This window comes from Pseudothioclava alba (genome assembly GCF_033100795.1).
In the GTDB taxonomy this organism is placed as follows: domain Bacteria; phylum Pseudomonadota; class Alphaproteobacteria; order Rhodobacterales; family Rhodobacteraceae; genus Pseudothioclava.
In genome coordinates this window covers 156,167-175,051 of the sequence record NZ_JAWLVI010000005.1, presented here as the reverse complement: position 1 = coordinate 175,051, position 18,885 = coordinate 156,167, and the positions used below count along the sequence as shown (strand labels likewise).

At 63.0% G+C, this 18,885-nt stretch carries 18 protein-coding genes; 7 read left to right on the top strand and 11 right to left on the bottom strand.

Annotation, left to right across the window (positions count from 1 at the left end; translation table 11 throughout):
- Window positions 1-21 precede the first annotated feature (21 nt).
- The 10 genes from RYZ20_RS12600 to coxB all read right to left on the bottom strand — a co-directional run bounded on the left by RYZ20_RS12600 (window position 22) and on the right by coxB (window position 8,829).
- Complete coding sequence (locus tag RYZ20_RS12600) at window positions 22-1,419, bottom strand: FAD-binding oxidoreductase (RefSeq protein WP_317674019.1); 1,398 nt, start codon at window positions 1,417-1,419, stop codon at window positions 22-24.
- Between the two features lie 24 nt (window positions 1,420-1,443).
- Window positions 1,444-2,028 carry a GNAT family N-acetyltransferase gene (locus RYZ20_RS12595; RefSeq protein WP_317674017.1) on the bottom strand — a complete coding sequence of 195 codons (585 nt, stop codon included), beginning with the start codon at window positions 2,026-2,028 and terminating at the stop codon, window positions 1,444-1,446.
- Window positions 2,028-3,287 (bottom strand): M16 family metallopeptidase, encoded by a 1,260-nt coding sequence (locus tag RYZ20_RS12590; protein ID WP_317674015.1) that lies wholly within the window; start codon window positions 3,285-3,287, stop codon window positions 2,028-2,030. Before RYZ20_RS12590 ends, RYZ20_RS12595 begins: the two co-directional genes overlap by 1 nt.
- Window positions 3,284-4,681, bottom strand: coding sequence for a threonine synthase (gene thrC / locus RYZ20_RS12585; protein WP_317674013.1), 1,398 nt, complete (start codon window positions 4,679-4,681; stop codon window positions 3,284-3,286). The genes RYZ20_RS12590 and thrC overlap by 4 nt, the downstream gene beginning before the upstream one ends.
- Before the next feature lie 8 nt (window positions 4,682-4,689).
- Window positions 4,690-5,367, bottom strand: a complete 678-nt coding sequence (locus RYZ20_RS12580) for an SURF1 family protein (protein WP_317674011.1) — start codon at window positions 5,365-5,367, stop codon at window positions 4,690-4,692.
- A gap of 72 nt (window positions 5,368-5,439) precedes the next feature.
- Entirely contained in the window at window positions 5,440-6,240 is an 801-nt protein-coding gene (locus RYZ20_RS12575; RefSeq protein WP_317674009.1) for a cytochrome c oxidase subunit 3, read from the bottom strand.
- Window positions 6,241-6,259: 19 nt separating this feature from the next.
- Window positions 6,260-6,829 carry a cytochrome c oxidase assembly protein gene (locus RYZ20_RS12570; RefSeq protein WP_317674150.1) on the bottom strand — a complete coding sequence of 190 codons (570 nt, stop codon included), beginning with the start codon at window positions 6,827-6,829 and terminating at the stop codon, window positions 6,260-6,262.
- Between the two features lie 5 nt (window positions 6,830-6,834).
- A complete protein-coding gene (locus RYZ20_RS12565) occupies window positions 6,835-7,029 on the bottom strand; it encodes a hypothetical protein (protein WP_317674007.1) in 195 nt (64 codons plus the stop codon).
- Between the two features lies 1 nt (window position 7,030).
- Window positions 7,031-7,963 carry a heme o synthase gene (gene cyoE / locus RYZ20_RS12560; RefSeq protein ID WP_317674005.1) on the bottom strand — a complete coding sequence of 311 codons (933 nt, stop codon included), beginning with the start codon at window positions 7,961-7,963 and terminating at the stop codon, window positions 7,031-7,033.
- Between the two features lie 23 nt (window positions 7,964-7,986).
- Window positions 7,987-8,829 carry a cytochrome c oxidase subunit II gene (coxB, locus tag RYZ20_RS12555; RefSeq protein WP_317674003.1) on the bottom strand — a complete coding sequence of 281 codons (843 nt, stop codon included), beginning with the start codon at window positions 8,827-8,829 and terminating at the stop codon, window positions 7,987-7,989.
- A gap of 225 nt (window positions 8,830-9,054) precedes the next feature.
- Between coxB and tldD the strand changes: the two genes are divergently transcribed.
- The 3 genes from tldD to topA all read left to right on the top strand — a co-directional run bounded on the left by tldD (window position 9,055) and on the right by topA (window position 14,351).
- Window positions 9,055-10,476, top strand: coding sequence for a metalloprotease TldD (gene tldD, locus RYZ20_RS12550; protein ID WP_317674001.1), 1,422 nt, complete (start codon window positions 9,055-9,057; stop codon window positions 10,474-10,476).
- A gap of 94 nt (window positions 10,477-10,570) precedes the next feature.
- Window positions 10,571-11,701, top strand: a complete 1,131-nt coding sequence (dprA, locus tag RYZ20_RS12545; protein ID WP_317673999.1) for a DNA-processing protein DprA — start codon at window positions 10,571-10,573, stop codon at window positions 11,699-11,701.
- 91 nt (window positions 11,702-11,792) lie between these two features.
- A complete protein-coding gene (gene topA, locus RYZ20_RS12540; protein WP_317673997.1) occupies window positions 11,793-14,351 on the top strand; it encodes a type I DNA topoisomerase in 2,559 nt (852 codons plus the stop codon).
- Between the two features lie 69 nt (window positions 14,352-14,420).
- Here topA and RYZ20_RS12535 read toward each other — a convergent pair whose 3' ends face one another.
- Entirely contained in the window at window positions 14,421-14,987 is a 567-nt protein-coding gene (locus tag RYZ20_RS12535) for a LuxR C-terminal-related transcriptional regulator (RefSeq protein WP_317673995.1), read from the bottom strand.
- Window positions 14,988-15,123: 136 nt separating this feature from the next.
- Between RYZ20_RS12535 and RYZ20_RS12530 the strand changes: the two genes are divergently transcribed.
- The 4 genes from RYZ20_RS12530 (at window position 15,124) to RYZ20_RS12515 (ending at window position 18,885) form a co-directional block, all read left to right on the top strand.
- Window positions 15,124-15,828, top strand: a complete 705-nt coding sequence (locus tag RYZ20_RS12530) for a CoA transferase subunit A (RefSeq protein ID WP_317673993.1) — start codon at window positions 15,124-15,126, stop codon at window positions 15,826-15,828.
- Entirely contained in the window at window positions 15,828-16,457 is a 630-nt protein-coding gene (locus tag RYZ20_RS12525; protein WP_317673991.1) for a CoA transferase subunit B, read from the top strand. Before RYZ20_RS12530 ends, RYZ20_RS12525 begins: the two co-directional genes overlap by 1 nt.
- A gap of 143 nt (window positions 16,458-16,600) precedes the next feature.
- Window positions 16,601-17,593, top strand: a complete 993-nt coding sequence (locus RYZ20_RS12520; protein WP_317673989.1) for a lysylphosphatidylglycerol synthase transmembrane domain-containing protein — start codon at window positions 16,601-16,603, stop codon at window positions 17,591-17,593.
- Entirely contained in the window at window positions 17,590-18,885 is a 1,296-nt protein-coding gene (locus RYZ20_RS12515) for an FAD-binding protein (protein ID WP_317673987.1), read from the top strand. Before RYZ20_RS12520 ends, RYZ20_RS12515 begins: the two co-directional genes overlap by 4 nt.

Genomic DNA, 18,885 nt, shown 5'->3' with positions numbered 1-18,885 from the left:
TCTCCGGCGGGGCGCTTTGGGTTAGCGCAGCACCGCGCCGGGGTTCATGATGCCCTTCGGGTCCAGCGCCGCCTTGATCGCGCGCATCGCGTCCATCTTGCCTGCATCGCCAAAACGCTCCAGATCGCCCACCTTCAGCCGCCCGACCCCATGTTCGGCCGAGACCGAGCCGCCCATCTCATGCACCAGCTCGTGGATGGTTGACTTGATCTCTTCGCGGATCGGCTCATAGGCGGCCCGCTCGCGCCCCTCAGCGGGGAAGGCGTTGTAATGCAGGTTGCCGTCGCCCACATGGCCAAAGCAGTTGACCCGCATATCGCCCAACGCGGCCAAGCGACGGTAGCCTTCGTCGATAAAGGCGGGCAGGCACTCCAGCGGCACCGAAATGTCGTGGCTGGAAATCGAGCCGATCCGCTTGTTCGCCTCGGGGATCGACTCGCGCAAAGCCCACATCTGCGCGCGCTGTGCCAGCGATTGCGCGATCACCCCGTCCTGCACCAGCGCGCCTGCCGCCTCGAACAGATCTGTCAGGCATTGCTCGGGGTTCAGCCCCACAGGCAGGCCGATCTCGATCAGCACCATCCACGCGGGCAAGGGCGCAAAGGGCTGCTGCACGGCTGGACCCACAGCCTCCAAAAACGCCAGTCCCTGCCGCGCGATCAATTCGAACGCGGACACACAACCGGGCATCCGCGCCTCGGCCAACGCCAGCAGGTCAAGCGCCGCTTGCGGGTCTGGCACCACCATCATCGCCGTGCCAATCGCGGCAGGGCGCGGGAACAGGCGCAGGCTGGCTGCCGTAATCACACCAAGCGTCCCCTCGGCGCCAATCAGCAGATCCTTGATGTCATAGCCGGTGTTATCCTTGCGCAGCCGTTTCAGCCCCGAGATCACTGTGCCATCGGCCAGCACCGCCTCGACACCAAGGCACAGCTCGCGCGCATTGCCATAGCGCAGCACGTTCACTCCGCCCGCGTTGGTCGCCAGACAGCCGCCAATCCGCGCGCTCCCCTGGCTGGCGATGGTCAGCGGGAACAGCCGATCCACCCCCTCGGCAGCGGCCTGCACATCGGCCAAGGTCGCCCCTGCCTCGACCACCATCACATGCGGGTCGATGGACCGAACCGCCGTCATCTTTTCCAGCGAGAGGATAACCGGCGCGGGGCCATCCTCGATCACCTGCCCACCGACAAGCCCCGTCCCGCCGCCATAAGGAACCACGCCGACCGAGGCCGCATTGCACAGCCGCAAAACACCCGCGACCTGATCGGTCGAGGCGGGGCGCACCAGCAAACCACCCTGCCCCCTAAAGCGCCCGCGCGGCTCCTCCAGGTAGCGCGGCTCGGCCGGACCGACAGACAGGTCCGGCATCGCATTGGTCAGGGTTTCGGCAAAGGTGACATCAGCGGCGTTCAGCATCGCGATTTCCCAATAGTTCTGGCCCTAGCCGACATCCGTCCGGCCACGCCGATCATAGCGCAGATTGGCGTAGAGCACATGGTTGCGCCAACGCCCGTTGATTTGCAGGTAGCTTTGCGCGACGCCCTCGTATTTGAAACCCGCCTTTTCCAGCACCCCGCGCGAGGCGGCGTTTTCCGGCAGGCAGGCGGCCTCAAGGCGGCTTAGATCCAGCACTTTAAAGGCGTAATGCACAACCGCATCCAGCGCCTCGCGCATATAGCCCTGCCGCGCGTATCGCTGGCCCACCCAATAGCCAAGCGTCCCCGCCTGCGCCGGCCCGCGCCGGATATTATCCAGCGTGATCGCCCCCAGAACGTGCGCGTCCGTCCGCCGGATCAGGAAAAACGGCACCGCCGTTCCCGCCCCTTCGGCGCGCGACGCCCAATAGACGCGGTTGGTGAACGCCTTGCGGCCAAGGTGATCCGAGGACCACGCAGGCTCCCACGGCATCAGAAACTCGCGGCTTTCCTCGCGCAAGCGCGCCCAATCGCCGTAATCCGAATGCGTGGGCAGGCGCAGCGTCATACGCTCTGTCTCGATCTTCGGCTTCCGGCGGCGGGTCAGCATCAGGCGGCCAGCCTCCGGCGCAGATCCGCCAGATCGGGCGCCTTGGAGACCGGACCGTAAAGCGCCAGCGCCGATTGCCCCTGCCCCGCCAGACGGCCCGCGAAATCGCGCACTTTGTCCAGCGTCACCGCATCAATCTTCTCGGCGGTTTCCTCGATCCCGGGCACACGGCCCCAGACGGCAAGGTTACGCGCCATGCGTTCAGCCCGCGAGGAGGCGCTTTCCAGCCCCATCAGCATACCGGCCTTCATCTGCACACGGGCGCGCTCGACCTCGGCCTCGCTCATGTCATCGGCAGAGCGTTTCAGCTCGTCGATGGTCAGATGGCTCAGCTCGGCGATCTCGTCGCCCGAAGTGCCCGCGTAAACGGTGATCATCCCCGTATCCGCATAGGCCGAGGCCTGCGCAAAAATCGTGTAGCACAGCCCCCGCTCTTCACGGATTTTCTGGAACAGCCGCGAGGACATGCCACCGCCAAGCGCGCTGGTATAGACCTGCGCGGTGAACAGATCGTCATCGCGGTAATTCGGCCCCTCGATGCCAAGCGCGAAATGCGCCTGCTCAAGAGTTTTCACCTCGCGCCGCTCGTTGCCCATCCAGATCGAGGGCTGCGGTGCGGGCGCGACCACGGGCAACAAATGCCCGAAAACCTGCTCGGCCTGCTTGACGATAGCGGCGTGATCCACCGCGCCCGCCGCCGACAGGATCATCCGGTTCGGTCCGTAATGTTCAGCCACAAACCCCGACAGATCAACGCGTGTGAAAGAGGACACCCGCTCAGCCGGACCCAGAATGGTGCGGCCCATCGCCTGATCGGGATAGGCCGCCTCTTGCAGCCAGTCGAAAATCACATCGTCGGGCGTATCAAGGGATTGCCCGATTTCTTGCAAGATCACATGGCGCTCGACCTCGATCTCGCGCGGGTCGAACACGGGGTTCAGCACGATATCCGAAATCACATCCAGCGCCAGCGGCACATGGTCCTCAAGAACCCGCGCGTAATAGGCCGTCACCTCGCGCGAGGTATAGGCGTTGATATAGCCGCCCACATCCTCGATCGATTCCGCGATCTGCAGCGCGCTGCGCGTTTTGGTTCCCTTGAAGGCCATATGCTCAAGGAAATGGGCGATGCCGTTCTGCTCGGCCCGCTCGTCACGCCCGCCTGCCTCGACCCAAATCCCCACGGTTGCCGAGGCGATCCCCGGCATCAGCTCGGTCACGACGCGCAGGCCGTTCGACAGTTCCGTAACTTCGATCACTTGCGGCGGCGCTCCTGGATCAGCGCCTCAAGCGCGGCAAGGTCGTTCGGCACACGGGTCACACGCTCGTCGCGCTCGAACAGATCGGCCATGCGCGGCGGCAAGGGCGGGCGGATACCAGAGGCTTTCTCGACCGCATCGGGGAACTTGGCCGGATGCGCGGTGGCCAGCGTGATCATCGGCACCTCGGGCGCCTTGGCCAGCGCGGCCTCGGCCACACCGACACCTACCGCCGAATGCGGGCACAGCAGTTCCGCGCTGTCCTTCAGCGTGCGAGAGATCACGGCCAGCGTGCCCTCTTCGTCGATCATGCCGGAATCGTATTGCGCCAAAAGCGCGCCCATCGCGTTGTCGGACACGGTAAAGCGGCCGGTTTCATTCAGCTCGGTCATCAGCGCCGAAATCGCTGCCCCATCCTTGCCATAGGCCCAGAACAGCGCGCGCTCAAAGTTCGAGCTGACCTCGATGTCCATCGACGGGCTGATCGACGGTTTGACGCCTTTCTTTTCATAGGCGCCTTGCTTGATGCAGCGATCCAGAATGTCGTTCTGGTTGGTCGCAATCACCAAGCGCTCGATCGGCAGCCCCATCTCCTTGGCAAGGAAGCCCGCGAAAATATCGCCGAAATTGCCGGTCGGCACGGTGAAGCTCACCTTGCGGTGCGGCGCGCCAAGTGCCACAGCCGAGGCGAAGAAATAGACGATCTGCGCAAGCACGCGGGCAAAGTTGATCGAGTTCACACCGGCAAGCCCCACCTCATCGCGGAACTCGAAGTGGTTGAACATATCCTTGAGCTTGCCCTGACAGTCGTCGAAATCGCCCTCAAGCGCGAGCGCGTGGACGTTGGCCTCGACGGGCGTCGTCATCTGGCGGCGCTGCACTTCGGACACGCGGCCATGCGGGAAGAGGATGAACACATCGACATTCTCAAGACCGCGGAACGCCTCGATCGCGGCCGAACCGGTATCGCCCGAGGTCGCGCCCACGATGGTGATCCGCTTGTCCGCTTTCGCGAGCGCGATCTGGAACAGCTGGCCAATCACCTGCATTGCGAAGTCTTTGAACGCGAGGGTCGGCCCGTGGAACAGCTCCAGCAGGAAGTGATTGGGCGCCAGTTGCACCATCGGCGCCCGGGCGGCATGGCCAAAGCCCGCATAGGCGCGCGAGATCGCGCCTTTCAGCTCGGCGTCGGTAAAGCTGTCGCCGCAAAACGGCTTCATCACGCGGAAGGCCACCTCTTCGTAGGGCTGGCCCGCAAGCGCCGCGATTTCTTCGGCGGTGAACTGCGGAACGGTCTCTGGGACATAAAGCCCGCCGTCACGGGCAAGCCCCGTCATCATCGCTTCGGCAAAGGTCAGGACGGGGGCCGCCCCCCGGGTCGAGATATAACGCATAGGGTTCCTCAGATCTGTTGCCGCCTGATACGCCACAACAAGGCCAATGTCATTACCGCCCAGACAAATGCGAGCGAAAACCATGTAATCGCGTAGTTGAGGTGGTCATTCGGAATGCCGGTAATCGCGATGGGGCGAGGCTCGATACCCGACGCCGCACCGTCAATGCGCGCAGCGACGACGAAGACAGGCTCGGTCCCAAGGGACGCGGCCATCGGCGCAACGTCACGCGCGAACCACATGCCCGTTTTCGGATCGGGCGGCGGGGTGTAGCTGTCGGCCTCTTCCGGCCAGTGCAGATTGCCCTCGACGATCATCGCGGTCGCGGGGCGCGGGGCGGCCTTTTGCGCCTCGGCCACGAAGCCCAGATCGACCAGAACGCGCCGCCCTTCGCCGGTCTCAAAGGCCGAGATCACCTGATAGCCCGCGCCGATCCCCTTCTTGCCCGACAGAACCAGAATTTCCTGCCCCGTCGTCGCCCCCACCAGCCGCACGGGCTGGTATTTCAGCGGACGGGTGTCGGTGCCCTCGGGCGGAAGCCCCTCCGGTGCGGCTGAAATCTGCGCCTCGATCTCGGCCAGCATCGCCTCTTTCCACGCCAGACGGTCAAGCTGCCAAAAGCCCAGCCACAACAGAATCGCAATACCGCCAAGGCCAAGGATCAGCGGAAAGATGTATCGGGTCATATGCCCCCCAAAATAATCGGCGCGAGGGTCGCCCCCCGCGCCGCGCGCGTTTCCCGAAAAGGAAGAGGTGACTTACTGACCCCAGATATAAATCGAAGCGAAGAGGAACAGCCAGACCACATCGACGAAGTGCCAATACCATGCAGCGGCCTCGAAGCCGACATGACGCTCGGGCGTCATCTGGCCCTTGAGAATGCGGATCAGGCAAACCAGCAGGAAGATCGTGCCGATAATCACATGCATCCCGTGGAAGCCCGTCGCCATAAAGAAGCTGGCTCCATAGATATTGCCAGCAAGGCCGAACTGCGCGTGGCTGTATTCATAGGCTTGGAAAACGGTGAACAGCGCACCCAGCATGACCGTCAGGATCAGGCCATTCTTCACGTCTTTGCGGTTGTTCTCATGCGCTAGTGCGTGGTGCGCCCAGGTCAGGGTGACGCCCGACAGCAGCAGGATCACCGTGTTGATCAGCGGCAGGTGCCAAGGGTCGAAGGTCTCGATCCCCGCAGGCGGCCAGACGCCATCAACGGCGGGGCTAAGCGGCCCCATCGGATACATCGCGTGCTTGAAGAAGGTCCAGAACCATGCCGAGAAGAACATCACCTCGGACATGATGAACAGGATGAACCCGTAGCGCAGGCCGATGCGAACGACGGGCGTGTGATCCCCCACCTCGCCTTCGTGGACAACATCCGACCACCAGCCGAACATGCAATAAAGCACCAGCAGCAGGCCGATAAAGAAGATGTAGGGCGTAACATCCTTCATCCACATCACGGCCCCGAAGAGCATGATGAAGGCGCCGAGCGAGCTAAGCAGCGGCCAGATCGAGGGCGGAAGGATGTGGTAGTCGTGGTTCTTTGCGTGCGCCATTTTTCGGTTCCTGTTGGCCTCAGTTGACATTGGCCCGCACGGGCGCGGCCAGCGCCGCCTGCTGCGTGGGCAAATCGGTTTCGAAGAAAGTGTAAGAAAGCGTTATCTCGCGGATATGCCCGGCATCCGCGTCATCGACCAGATCGGGATCAACGTAGAAGCTGACCGGCATTTCGACACGCTCGCCCGGCTGCAAGACCTGCTCGGTAAAGCAGAAGCACTCGATCTTGTCGAAAAAGCCACCCGCCAGATCGGGCGCGACATTGTAGCTTGCGGTGCCCGCGATCGCGCGGTCGGTCGGGTTGTAGGCCTCGTAGAAGGCCAGCCCCGTCTCGCCGATCTTCATGGTCATCTTGGTCTGGGCGGGCTTGAACTGCCACGGCATATCCCGCGCGAGATTGGCGACGAAATAGACCGTCACTTCCTCGTCCAGAATACGGTCCGCACCCGCCTCCGAGACCTGCGTCGTGCCCGCGAATCCGGTCGTCCGGCAGAACCAGTCATAAAACGGAACCGCCGCCCACGCGCCCGCGCCCATGATCAGGATCACTCCGATCAGGCGGGTCACGATGCGCGTATTGGCGTCCATCTTTTTCACTGGCCGGCCCCCGTTGCAGGAAGCAGCGTCACGCGCGGCTGGTGGTCATAGGCTTCCAGCTTGGATCCGCTTTGCACCTTGGCAATTGTCAGACCGAAGACAAGCGCGGCAAAGCCGATCAGCACGACGCCAAGCCCAAGGTTGCGCGACAGGCGGCGGCGGTGAAGGTCGGTGTCACGGGTCAATGCCATCTTACCAGCCCCCCAGTCCGAAATAGGTCAGCCCCTTCTCGATCAGCAGGGCCAAGAAGTGGCCGAACAGATAGAGGAGCGAGAAATAGAAGAAGCGCTTTTCATAGGCGTATCGGTCATCGGTCGCGGTATCTTCGGCGCGGCGATAAATGCCCCATGCCCCCTTCAGGAACAGCGCATTCAGCGCCAGCGACACCGCCAGATAGACCGGCCCGCCGATCGAGGTGAACGCTGTGCCAATCGCCACCGGCGCAAGGATCAGCGTGTAGACCAGAATTTGCAGGCGCGTCGCCTTGCGGCCATGCGTCACCGTCAGCATCGGCACGCCCGCATTCGAATAATCGTCCTTCATGAACAGCGCGAGCGACCAGAAATGCGGCGGCGTCCAAAGGAAGACCAGCATGAACATCGCGACAGATTCAAGGCTCACGCCCCCCGTCGCCACAGCCCAACCGATCATCGGCGGGAAAGCCCCCGCCGCGCCACCGATCACGATGTTCTGCGGCGTCGAGCGCTTGAGCCACATCGTATAGACCACAGCGTAGAAGAAGATCGTGAAGGCCAGAAAGGCGCCCGCAAAGATATTGGCGGCCAGCGCCAGCATCACGCAGGAAATCCCCGCCAGCGCCAGCCCGAAGCCAAGCGCCTCACCCTCGGTCACAAGACCCGCCGGAATCGGGCGGCCTTTGGTGCGGCGCATGATCCGGTCGATGTCGGCATCATACCACATGTTCAGCGCGCCCGAGGCACCACCGCCAAGCGCGATGAACAGGATCGCGACAAAGCCGACGAACGGATGCACCGGCACGGGCGCCACAACCAGCCCGACAAAGGCGGTGAACACCACAAGCGACATCACCCGCGGCTTGAGAAGCGCGACGTAATCGCCGAACTGCGCTTCCTTGCCCTGATCGAGATAGCCGATGTCGCTCATGGTCTGTGCCCTCGCCTTGCCGATCAGTTCGAGGCCAGTTTGACGATCTCACCCTCGCCCGAAGCGGACACGAGGATTTCCTCGCCCTCGGGGAAGCCCGCCTGCGCGCGCTCGACCCATTTGGCGTAGACGTCTTCGGAGACGACTTTCACGACGATCGGCATATAGGCGTGGTTGATGCCACACAGTTCAGAGCACTGTCCGAAGTAGACGCCTTCTTTCTCGGTGTTGAACCAAAGCTGCGCGGTCCGGCCCGGAACCGCATCCTGCTTGACCGCAAAGGCCGGCATCGCCCATGAATGGATCACATCCGCGCCGGTCACGTTGATCACAACGGTCTTGCCGACAGGCAGGACAATCGCGTTATCGGTGGCGAGCAGATATTCATCCTCAGCATAGCCGTTGGCGGCAAGCTCTTCTTTCGCAAGCATCAGCGAGTCAAAGGCGATCCCCTCTTCGGGGTATTCGTAGCCCCAATACCACTGATAGCCGGTCGCTTTCAGCGTGATGTCGGCCTTGGGCATGGTCTGCTGGTTGCGCAGCGTCGGCAGCGAGAACGAGCCGACAACCACAAGGATCAGGATCGGGATCAGCGTCCAGGCCAGTTCGAGCGGCTGGTTATGCGTGAACCGCGCAGGCGTCTTATTGGCCTTCTGGTTGAAGCGCAGCATCACATAGACCAGCAGCGCAACGACGAAAAGCGTGATCACCGTGATGATCGTCAGCAGCATTCCGTCCAGCCATTGCTGGTCATGCGCCAGTTCCGAAGACGCCGGCTGGAACCCCAGACCGCCCGCCATGGGCTTACCGATCACCGGCAACCCTTTGATCATGTCCTGAGCAAAAACCTGTCCGGCAATCAGCATGGACGTCGAAGCAACCGCAAAAGAGCGGCAGAAAGTCGCAAAGCGCATTCTCATATTCCCGTTCCCTGAAGGCGGTTCTCCCTACCGCCCGACCGGGGCACGGACGCTTCCCTTCGTCCGATCCGGTCGTCTATATTCATTTTGAAAACACATTAGGAATGGTCGGGCAAGAGAAAGGTGCGACATTGTGTCACTTTTCTGCATGTTAGACCGAAGGAGACAGCCATGAGCGACGAACATTTCCAGCCGTTCGAAACGATGCTCGATCAAGAAAGCGCCCTGCGTCTGCTGCGCGAAGCGACCGTCGGGGCCGAGGATGGCGAGCTGTTTCTCGAACGTCGCCGCTCGGAAGCGCTGGTGTTTGATGACGGGCGGGTCAAGACCGCCAGCTATGATGCCTCCGAGGGATTCGGGCTGCGCGCGGTCAAGGGCGAGGTCGCGGGTTATGCCCATTCGACAGAGGTCTCCGAATCCGCCCTGCGGCGCGCGGTCGAAACAGCGCGTCTGGCCGTGGGTGATGGCGGCGGCGTGATGGCGCCCCCGCCCGCGCGCACCAACCGGCACCTTTATGGCGATGTGAATCCGATGGGTGACGCGCCTTTTGCCGCCAAGATCGACCTCCTGCGCGAGATCGACGCCTTCACCCGCGCGCTCGATCCGCGCGTCGTGCAGGTTTCGGCTTCGGTCGCGGCCAGCCTGCAAGAGGTGTTCATCCTGCGCCCCGAAGGCGATCTGGTCTCGGACATCCGCCCGATGGCGCGGATCAATGTCTCGGTCATCGTCGAAGAGAACGGGCGGCGCGAAAGCGGCAGCCATGGCGGCGGCGGGCGCTATGGTCTGGCGGGGCTGATGGAGCCAGCGCATTGGCAGGGCGCCGCGCGCGAGGCGTTGCGGATCGCCTGCGTCAATCTTGCGGCAGAACCCGCGCCCGCCGGACAGATGGACGTGGTGCTGGGGCCGGGCTGGCCCGGTGTGCTTTTGCACGAGGCGGTCGGGCACGGGCTGGAGGGCGACTTCAACCGCAAGAAATCCTCGGCCTTTGCGGGGCTGATGGGGCAGCAGGTGGCCTCCAAAGGCGTAACCGTTCTGGATGACGGCACGATCCCCGACCGGCGTGGCTCGATCACCGTTGACGACGAGGGCACACCGTCGGGACGCAATGTGCTGATCGAGGACGGCGTGCTGGTCGGCTATATGCAAGACCGCCAGAACGCCCGCCTGATGGGGGTTTCGCCCACCGGCAACGGGCGGCGTGAAAGCTATGCTCATATCCCGATGCCGCGCATGACCAACACCTATATGCTGGGTGGCGATGCCGCCCCCGAGGCCATCCTGCGCGACCTGAAAGACGGGATCTATGCAGTCGGCTTTGGCGGCGGTCAGGTGGACATCACCAACGGCAAGTTCGTCTTTAACTGCACCGAGGCCTATCGCGTGAAAAACGGCGTCGTCGGCGCTCCGATCCGAGGTGCCACCCTGATCGGCGACGGCCCCACCGCGATGCGCCAGATCAAGGCGATCGGCAACGACATGGCACTTGATCCGGGTGTCGGCAACTGCGGCAAGGCGGGGCAATGGGTGCCCGTCGGCGTGGGCCAGCCGACGTTGATGATCGGCGGGCTGACGGTCGGCGGAGCGGGAGCCTGAAAAATTTGAAACAAATGCGGGATGGGCCGATTCTGGTAACACTTTATTAACCTAGAGCTGTGTAAATTAACCTACGAATGAGGCGGAGGATCGGATGAAAGCAGATCTGTTTTCTATTCCCACCCCCTTCACCCCACCCACCACGGAAGAAGATAATCTGTCGGTTCTCCGCCTTATTCGTTCGCGTCGCGTGGGGCCGACGACCTTCAAACGCCTGCTGCACGAACACGGCTCGGCGCAGGCCGCGCTTGACGCCCTGCCCGAGGTTGCGCGCATCGCTGGCGTTAAGGACTATTCCGCGTTTTCCATCACCGAGGCCGAGGCTGAACTGCGCGCAGGCACCCGCGCGGGCGCGCGGCTTTTGTGCTATGGTGGCACCGATTATCCGGCGCAACTGATGGAGCTTGACGACCCTCCGGCGGTGCTTTGGGCGCTCGGGCGGATCGAACTACTAACCACGTCACTCGTCGCACTGGTGGGCGCGCGCAATGCCTCGTCTCTGGGGCGGCGGATGACGCAGGCCATCGCGCAAGAGTTGGGACAGGCGGGCGTTACCACCGTCTCGGGGCTGGCGCGCGGGATCGACACAATCGCCCATGAGACCACGCTGGACACCGGCACCATCGCGGTGCAGGCGGGTGGCATTGACGTTATTTACCCGCAAGAGAACAAAGATCTGGCGGGCAAAATCGCCGAAACCGGCCTGCGCCTGTCCGAAGGCCCGCCCGGTCTTCAACCGCAGGCGCGCCACTTTCCGCAGCGCAATCGCATCATTTCCGGCCTGTCGCAGGCTGTCGTCGTGATCGAGGCTGCACCGCAATCGGGCAGCCTGATTACCGCGCGCTGCGCACTGGACCAAGGGCGCGAGGTCATGGCAGTTCCGGGCCATCCGTTCGACGGGCGCGCGGGCGGGTGCAACCAACTGTTACGCGACGGCGCGCTTTTGGTGCGCGGCGGGCGCGATGTATTGGAGGCGTTAGTTCTGGAACACCCCCCCGAAACGCCCCCCGCACCGCCAGACGCCGCGCCACCAAAGCCCCCCGCAACGGATATAGCCGCCCGCCTTCTGGACCTGCTCGGGCCAAGCCCCACCGCCGAAGATCAGGTCATCCGCGATCTTGAGATAACAGCCTCCGAGTTCGCGGTCGCGCTTTTGCCGCTGGAGCTGGACGGGCTGGTGCTGCGCCATCCGGGCGGCAAAATCAGCCGGCTCCCTACGGCCTGACGCCCCCGCCAGCAATGCGTGGATTGACAATCCGCACCGAACAGTCACAAGGTCCGCGCCCAGAACGTAAAGCGCATTTCACGAGGTCCCCATGGCTGTTGTTGTTGTCGAATCTCCGGCTAAGGCCAAGACAATCAACAAATATCTCGGGTCCGACTATACGGTTCTGGCCTCGTTCGGGCATGTGCGCGATCTGCCGCCGAAGGATGGCTCGGTCGATCCCGAGAACGAGTTTGCGATGAAATGGGAAGTCGCGAGCGACTCGAAAAAGCACATCAAGGCGATCACGGATGCGCTGAAAGACGACGATACGCTGATCCTCGCAACCGACCCTGATCGCGAGGGCGAGGCAATCTCGTGGCACCTGCAAGAGGCGCTGGAGAAAAAGCTCAAGGGCAAGAATGTCTCGCGCGTGACCTTCAACGCGATCACCAAATCCGCGATCACCGAGGCGATGAAACATCCCCGTCAGGTCGATGCGCCGCTGGTCGAAGCCTATCTTGCACGCCGCGCGCTGGATTATCTGGTCGGCTTCAACCTGTCGCCGGTGCTTTGGCGCAAACTGCCGGGCGCGAAATCCGCCGGTCGCGTGCAGTCGGTCTGCCTGCGCCTGATCGTCGAGCGCGAGATGGAAATCGAAGCGTTCAAGGCGCAGGAATACTGGACCGTCATCGCCAAGCTGCAAACGCCCCGCGGTCAAGAGTTCGAGGCGCGCCTGACGGTTCTGGGCGGCAAGAAGCTGGAGAAATTCGATCTGCCGAACGCGACCGCTGCGGAACTGGCGGTGCACGCGGTCAACTCGCGCGATCTGTTCGTGCAATCGGTCGAGGCGAAGCCCGCAACGCGCAACCCGTGGGCGCCCTTCATGACCTCGACCCTGCAGCAAGAGGCCAGCCGCAAATTCGGCATGGGCGCAAAGGCCTGCATGTCGGCGGCGCAACGTCTGTATGAGGCCGGTCACATCACCTATATGCGGACCGACGGCATCGACATGGCCCCCGAGGCAGTGATGGCCGCGCGCGACGAGATCAAATCGCGCTTTGGCGCGAACTATGTCCCCGACAGCCCGCGCATGTATAAGAACAAGGCCAAGAACGCGCAGGAAGCCCACGAATGTATCCGCCCGACCGATATGTCGCGCGGGCCAGAAAAGCTGAAGCTGGCCGATGACCAGTGGAAGCTTTACGACCTGATCTGGAAGCGCACTATCGCCAGCCAGATGGCCGCCGCACGGATGGAACGCACCACTGTCGATATTGCCTCGAAAGACGGCGAGGTCGTGCTGCGCGCCAATGGTCAGGTCATTACCTTTGACGGCTTCCTCAAGGTCTATGACCAGGGTCGCGATGATGACGAGGGCGATGATGGCGCACGCTTGCCGCAACTGATGCAAGGCGAGGCGACCAAGAAGCAGGACGTCACCCCCGACCAGCACTTCACCCAACCGCCGCCGCGTTATACCGAGGCGACGCTGGTGAAGCGCATGGAAGAACTGGGCATCGGCCGCCCCTCGACCTATGCCTCGATCGTCACGACGATTCAGGATCGCGGCTATGTCCGCAAAGACAAGAACCGCCTCCTCCCCGAGGATACCGGACGTCTGGTCACGGCTTTCCTGAGCAACTATTTCCGCCGCTATGTGGAATATGATTTCACCGCCGCGCTGGAAGACCAGCTTGACGACATTTCGGCGGGGGATCGCGACTACAAAGAGGTGCTGGCGCGCTTCTGGAAGGATTTCTCGGCCGCTTTGGGCGAGACCTCGGACCTGCGCATCGGTGAGGTGCTGGAAAAGATCGACGAGGTTTTGGCACCGCATCTTTACCCCCCCCGCGCCGATGGCAGCGACCCCAAGTCCTGCCCCGTCTGCGGCGAAGGACGCCTGAACCTGAAAACCGCGCGCTCGGGTGGCGCCTTCATCGGCTGCACCAACTACCCTGAGTGCCGCTTTACCCGCCCGCTGTCCGCACCCGACGCGGATTCGGACACGGCGATGCTGGATGGCACGGTTCTGGGTCAGGACGAGGGGCAGGATATTACGCTGCGCATCGGACGCTTTGGTCCCTATGTGCAAAAGGGCGAGGCCACCGCCGATATGCCAAAACCGCCGCGCGCCTCGCTGCCGAAGACATGGGCGCCCGACAGCATCGACCTTGATCGCGCAATGCAACTGCTGAACCTGCCGCGCGAGATCGGCCCCCACCCCGACGATGGCGAGATCGTCGAGGCGGCGATCGGGCGCTATGGGCCTTATGTCAAACACGGGCGCACCTATGCCAACCTGCCCGATGTCGAAGAGGTCTTTACCATCGGCATGAACCGCGCGGTCGAAGTGCTGGCGCAAAAGGCTGCGAAAGGCGCGCGCGGGAGCACCGCAAAGGCGCTGAAGGAACTCGGAGAGCACCCGGACGGCGGCCCGATTGCCGTTATGGAAGGGCGCTACGGACCCTATGTGAAATGGGCCAAGGTCAATGCAACCCTGCCGAAAGACAGCGACCCCGAGACGATCACGCTTGAAGAGGCGCTTGAGCTGATCGCGGCGAAGGCGTCGAAGGGCGGCAAGAAAACCACCAAAAAGGCGGCCCCCAAGAAAGCCGCGCCGAAAAAAGCGGCGGCCAAAAAGGCGCCAGCCCAAAAAGCCAAGGAATAACCCCGAAAGCCCCGCCTCAGACGCGGGGCTTTTTTGCGGCCCTTCCGTCTTACCGCGAACCGCTCACTCTTATTTCTCGGACGCGGCCAAGAGCCTGCTGACCAGTTCAAAGCTGTTTCGCACCTTCATCTTGCGGATCATGTTCGCGCGATGCACCTCGACCGTTCGGGGCGAGCACCCGATTGTGAGCGCGATCTCCTTGCTGGTAAACCCGTTGACCAGATAACGCGCCACGCGTTTTTCGGCCGGTGTCAGCGGGCTACTGTCGCTTTCGTCGGTGTCGATGGGCCGATAGGTCCAGATCGCAAGCTTTTGCGGATCGTTGCGGTCCAGTGCGGTGCCGCGCCCCTCCATCCAGACCACCTGCCCGTTCTTGCGCCGCATGAAACGCTCGTCCCGGTAGACCGGCGACTCGTGCATCGCGCGCCGCGCGCGGGCACCGATCACCTCGTAGTCGGTCTGGCCCGGATAGAGAATGCGGATCGACTGCCCCACCAAGTCTTGCGGCGCCCAGCCGAACACCGCTTTCACACGGATATTCGCCGCCAGAATCTTGCGCTCTTTCAAAACCAGCGTCGCATCGGGGGCGTTCTGGAACGCCAGTTGCTCGAAATACGCGGCCTCGCCCTGATTCATCGCCCATCCCCATACTACGTATCCATATACGTATTCCTACGAATAGAAGGACCGCTGGCGAATTTGCAAGTCTCGGATAAAGTCAGCCCCGAATGACCGTTCCGGTCTGGCGCAGGAAATTTTACGGAGGAGAGACATGAACAAGGTTTATCCGTCCGCCGAAGCCGCCCTTGATGGCCTGCTTCGCGACGGCATGCTGATCGCGGCTGGGGGGTTCGGCCTGTGCGGCATCCCCGAGCTTTTGATCGACGCGGTTGTGAAAAGCGGTGTCAAGGATCTGACCGTAGCCTCGAATAACGCGGGCGTTGACGGGTTCGGCCTTGGCAAACTGCTGGACACCCGCCAGATCAAGAAGATGATGTCGTCCTATGTGGGCGAGAACGCCGAGTTCATGCGCCAGTATCTCTCGGGCGAGCTTGAGCTGGAGTTCAACCCGCAGGGCACGCTGGCCGAACGGATGCGCGCAGGTGGCGCAGGCATTCCCGGCTTCTACACCAAGACCGGTGTGGGCACCGTCATCGCCGAGGGCAAGGACACCAAAATTTTCAACGGCGAAGAATACATCATGGAAGAGGGCATCTTTGCCGATGTCTCGATCGTGAAAGCATGGAAGGCCGACGCCACCGGCAACGCGATTTTCCGCAAGACCGCGCGCAACTTCAACCCGCCGGCCGCGATGTGCGGCAAGGTCTGCGTGATGGAAGTCGAAGAGATCGTCCCCGTGGGCAGCCTCGACCCCGACCACATCCACCTGCCGGGCATCTATGTGCACCGCCTGATCCAAGGCGCCCACGAAAAACGCATCGAACAGCGCACCTTGCGCAAGCGGGAGGAAGCATAATGGCCTGGGACCGCAACCAGATGGCGGCGCGCGCTGCCAAGGAACTGCAAAACGGCACCTATGTGAACCTCGGTATCGGCATCCCGACGCTGGTTCCGAACTTCATCCCCGAGGGGGTCGAGGTCGTGCTGCAATCGGAAAACGGTATGCTTGGCATGGGTCCGTTCCCCTATGAGGGCGACGAAGACCCGGACCTGATCAACGCAGGCAAGCAGACGATCACCGAGCTTCCCGTCACCTCGTATTTCGACAGCGCGCAAAGCTTTGGCATGATCCGTGGCGGCAAGATCGCAATGGCGATTCTGGGCGCGATGGAAGTGGCCGAGAACGGCGATCTGGCGAACTGGATGATCCCCGGCAAGCTGGTCAAGGGCATGGGCGGCGCGATGGACCTTGTGGCGGGCGTCGGCCGCGTGGTGGTGGTGATGGACCACACCAACAAGCACGGCGAGTCGAAGGTTCTGAAGGAATGCACCTTGCCGCTGACCGGCAAGTCGGTCGTCAACCGCATCATCACCAACCTCGGCGTGATGGACGTGGTCGAAGGCGGGCTGAAGCTGGTCGAACTGGCCGATGGCGTCTCGGAAGAAGAGTTCCGCGCCGCGACCGACGCAACGCTCGTCAACTAAGCCGCAATCAATAACAGATGGACCCCGCCCCTGTGGCGGGGTCTTTTGTTTGCGGATGGTGCGCCTCTTTGCCCAAAAATTGTCGCTCAAGCCGAAACAAGTTCATAATCTTGCCCAATTCTGTCTCTAGACAGTTGCCAATGATGACCATGAACACCCCCTCCTCTGCCCCTCGACGCCGCCGTTTGCGTGATGGCGCGCTTTTGGGTGGGCTTTTGTTGCTGGTCTTGGCGGGTCTTGGCGGGTTGGCCGCGAACACCGGATGGGCCGAAAGCCGGGCCCAAATTGCGCGCCTTGGCGCGGTGCAGATAGGGGTGCTTCTGGCGCTTTCACTTGGCAATTACGTCCTGCGCGCGCTGCGCTGGCACCTTTTGGCGCGCCGCCTTGGGCTGCCCGTCGGCATCGGGCAATCGTTCCTTCACTTTTTGGGCGGGTTCGCCATGTCGGTCACACCCGGTCGCGTGGGCGAGCTGGTCCGGATGCGCTGGATCCGTCGCGAGACTGGTTGGCCGGTCGAGCGCTCCGCCCCCCTTGTGCTGATGGACCGCGCGGGCGACTTGATGGCGATGGCCTTGATCCTTGGCGTAGCCGTTTCTCTGGCTGCGGGCGGGGTTGCGGGTGCCCTGCCGGTGACGGCTCTGGCGCTTGGCGCCGCAATTGTCGCAACCCGCCCACGTCTTCTTGCGGCGCTGATCACCGCCGCCTATCGCGCGACCGGCACGATGCCTCGGCTCTTTGGCCGTGCGCGCATCGCGGCGCGCTCGCTTTCGCGCTTTACACATGGGCCGACGCTGGCCTTTGTGCTGGCTCTGGGGCTGGCCGGATGGGCCGCCGAGGGCGCGGCGTTCCACCTGCTTCTGGGGTGGATGGGCACAGAGGTCGGGCTGGCCAAGGCGATTGCGGTTTTCATTTTCGCAACGCTGGCAGGTGGTCTGACGGGGGCACCGGGCGGGCTTGGCGGGGCCGAGGCTGCGATGGTCGCGCTACTGTCGCTTGAGGGCGTGCCGCTGGAGGTTTCCGTCCCCGCGACCGCGATTATCCGCCTGACAACACTCTGGTTCGCCATTCTGATCGGGCTGGCGGCCTTTCCTCTGGCCGAGCGATGCTCGATCGCACGCGAAATGGGCAAGCTATGAGCTGGACACCGACAGACTACGCAGGATGGGGCCGCGCCCTTCGCGCCTCGGGCGAGGTTGCACGCCCCGAACAGTTGCACGCACTGGCCGCCCTTGATGCCGCCCCCGCGATGGGGATGCGTCGTTCATACGGGGACGCAGCACTCAACAACGGTGGCCGCGCGATCGACATGAGCCGCTTTGACAGGCTGATCGGGTTCGACGCCGAAAGCGGCATCCTTGAGGCCGAGGCTGGCGCGCGTATCGGGGACATTGCCGCAACCTTCGCGCCGCGTGGCTGGCTGCCTGCGGTCATGCCCGGCACGGGGTTCGCCACCATCGGCGGCTGCATCGCACAGGATGTGCATGGCAAGAACCACCACCATATGGGCAGCTTCGGCCAGCATGTGACCGAGATCACGTTGCTGCAAAACGGTGCAGAGACCGTCACCACCCCCGGATCGGCGCTGTTCGAGGCGACACTTGGCGGGCTGGGGCAAAGCGGCGTTATCACGCGCGCGAAAATCCGCATGATCCCGTGCAAGGGGGACGTGATGTTCGTCACCGAACGCCGCGCGCGCGGATGGGACGAGCACCTCGCCTTCCTTGATGCCTCCACCGCGAGCTATACCGTCGGCTGGATCGACGCGACGGCGCGCGGCGCCTCGCTTGGGCGCGGCATTGTCGAAGAGGGCGAAACCGGCGCGGGGATCGTCAGGGTCAGCCCGAAATCGCGCGCGGTGCCGATGGACGCCCCGCATTTCGCGCTTGCCAAGCCCATCGTCAAAGCCTTCAACCAAGCCTATTATCACCGCGTCCCCGCGCGCGGGCGCACGGTCGTCAAGCCGCTGGCCGAATTCTTCTTTCCGCTGGACAAAATCCACGACTGGAATCGCCTTTACGGCAAGCGCGGGTTTCATCAGTTCCAATGCGTCGTGCCTCTGGCTTCGGCCCCCGCGCTGCGTGCCATGCTGGAAGAGATCGCGGCCTCCGGCCTAGCCTCGCCGCTTGCGGTCCTCAAACGCATGGGCGCGGGCCGCGCGGGTTACCTTAGCTTCCCGATGGAGGGCTACACGCTCGCCATCGACTTCCCGAACCGTGCCCCGGCGCGCGCCCTGATCAAACGCCTCGAGGCGATGACTGCCGCCGCCGAAGGGCGCCTTTATTTCGCCAAGGACAGCCTTGCCGAAGGCGCGCAAATCCGCGCGATGTATCCCGATTTACCGAAATGGCAGGCCGAGGTCGCAAAGGCCGACCCGGACGCCGCCCTTACAACCGATCTTGTCCGCCGACTGAACCTGAGGAGTGCCTGA

Coding starts and splice junctions, on each gene's coding strand:
- RYZ20_RS12600 (WP_317674019.1), bottom strand. CDS start 1,419: ATGCTGAACGCCGCTGATGTCACCTTTGCCGAAACCCTGACCAATGCG.
- RYZ20_RS12595 (WP_317674017.1), bottom strand. CDS start 2,028: ATGCTGACCCGCCGCCGGAAGCCGAAGATCGAGACAGAGCGTATGACG.
- thrC (WP_317674013.1), bottom strand. CDS start 4,681: ATGCGTTATATCTCGACCCGGGGGGCGGCCCCCGTCCTGACCTTTGCC.
- RYZ20_RS12580 (WP_317674011.1), bottom strand. CDS start 5,367: ATGACCCGATACATCTTTCCGCTGATCCTTGGCCTTGGCGGTATTGCG.
- RYZ20_RS12575 (WP_317674009.1), bottom strand. CDS start 6,240: ATGGCGCACGCAAAGAACCACGACTACCACATCCTTCCGCCCTCGATC.
- RYZ20_RS12570 (WP_317674150.1), bottom strand. CDS start 6,829: ATGGACGCCAATACGCGCATCGTGACCCGCCTGATCGGAGTGATCCTG.
- RYZ20_RS12565 (WP_317674007.1), bottom strand. CDS start 7,029: ATGGCATTGACCCGTGACACCGACCTTCACCGCCGCCGCCTGTCGCGC.
- cyoE (WP_317674005.1), bottom strand. CDS start 7,963: ATGAGCGACATCGGCTATCTCGATCAGGGCAAGGAAGCGCAGTTCGGC.
- coxB (WP_317674003.1), bottom strand. CDS start 8,829: ATGCTGATTGCCGGACAGGTTTTTGCTCAGGACATGATCAAAGGGTTG.
- tldD (WP_317674001.1), top strand. CDS start 9,055: ATGAGCGACGAACATTTCCAGCCGTTCGAAACGATGCTCGATCAAGAA.
- dprA (WP_317673999.1), top strand. CDS start 10,571: ATGAAAGCAGATCTGTTTTCTATTCCCACCCCCTTCACCCCACCCACC.
- topA (WP_317673997.1), top strand. CDS start 11,793: ATGGCTGTTGTTGTTGTCGAATCTCCGGCTAAGGCCAAGACAATCAAC.
- RYZ20_RS12535 (WP_317673995.1), bottom strand. CDS start 14,987: ATGAATCAGGGCGAGGCCGCGTATTTCGAGCAACTGGCGTTCCAGAAC.
- RYZ20_RS12530 (WP_317673993.1), top strand. CDS start 15,124: ATGAACAAGGTTTATCCGTCCGCCGAAGCCGCCCTTGATGGCCTGCTT.
- RYZ20_RS12525 (WP_317673991.1), top strand. CDS start 15,828: ATGGCCTGGGACCGCAACCAGATGGCGGCGCGCGCTGCCAAGGAACTG.
- RYZ20_RS12520 (WP_317673989.1), top strand. CDS start 16,601: ATGACCATGAACACCCCCTCCTCTGCCCCTCGACGCCGCCGTTTGCGT.
- RYZ20_RS12515 (WP_317673987.1), top strand. CDS start 17,590: ATGAGCTGGACACCGACAGACTACGCAGGATGGGGCCGCGCCCTTCGC.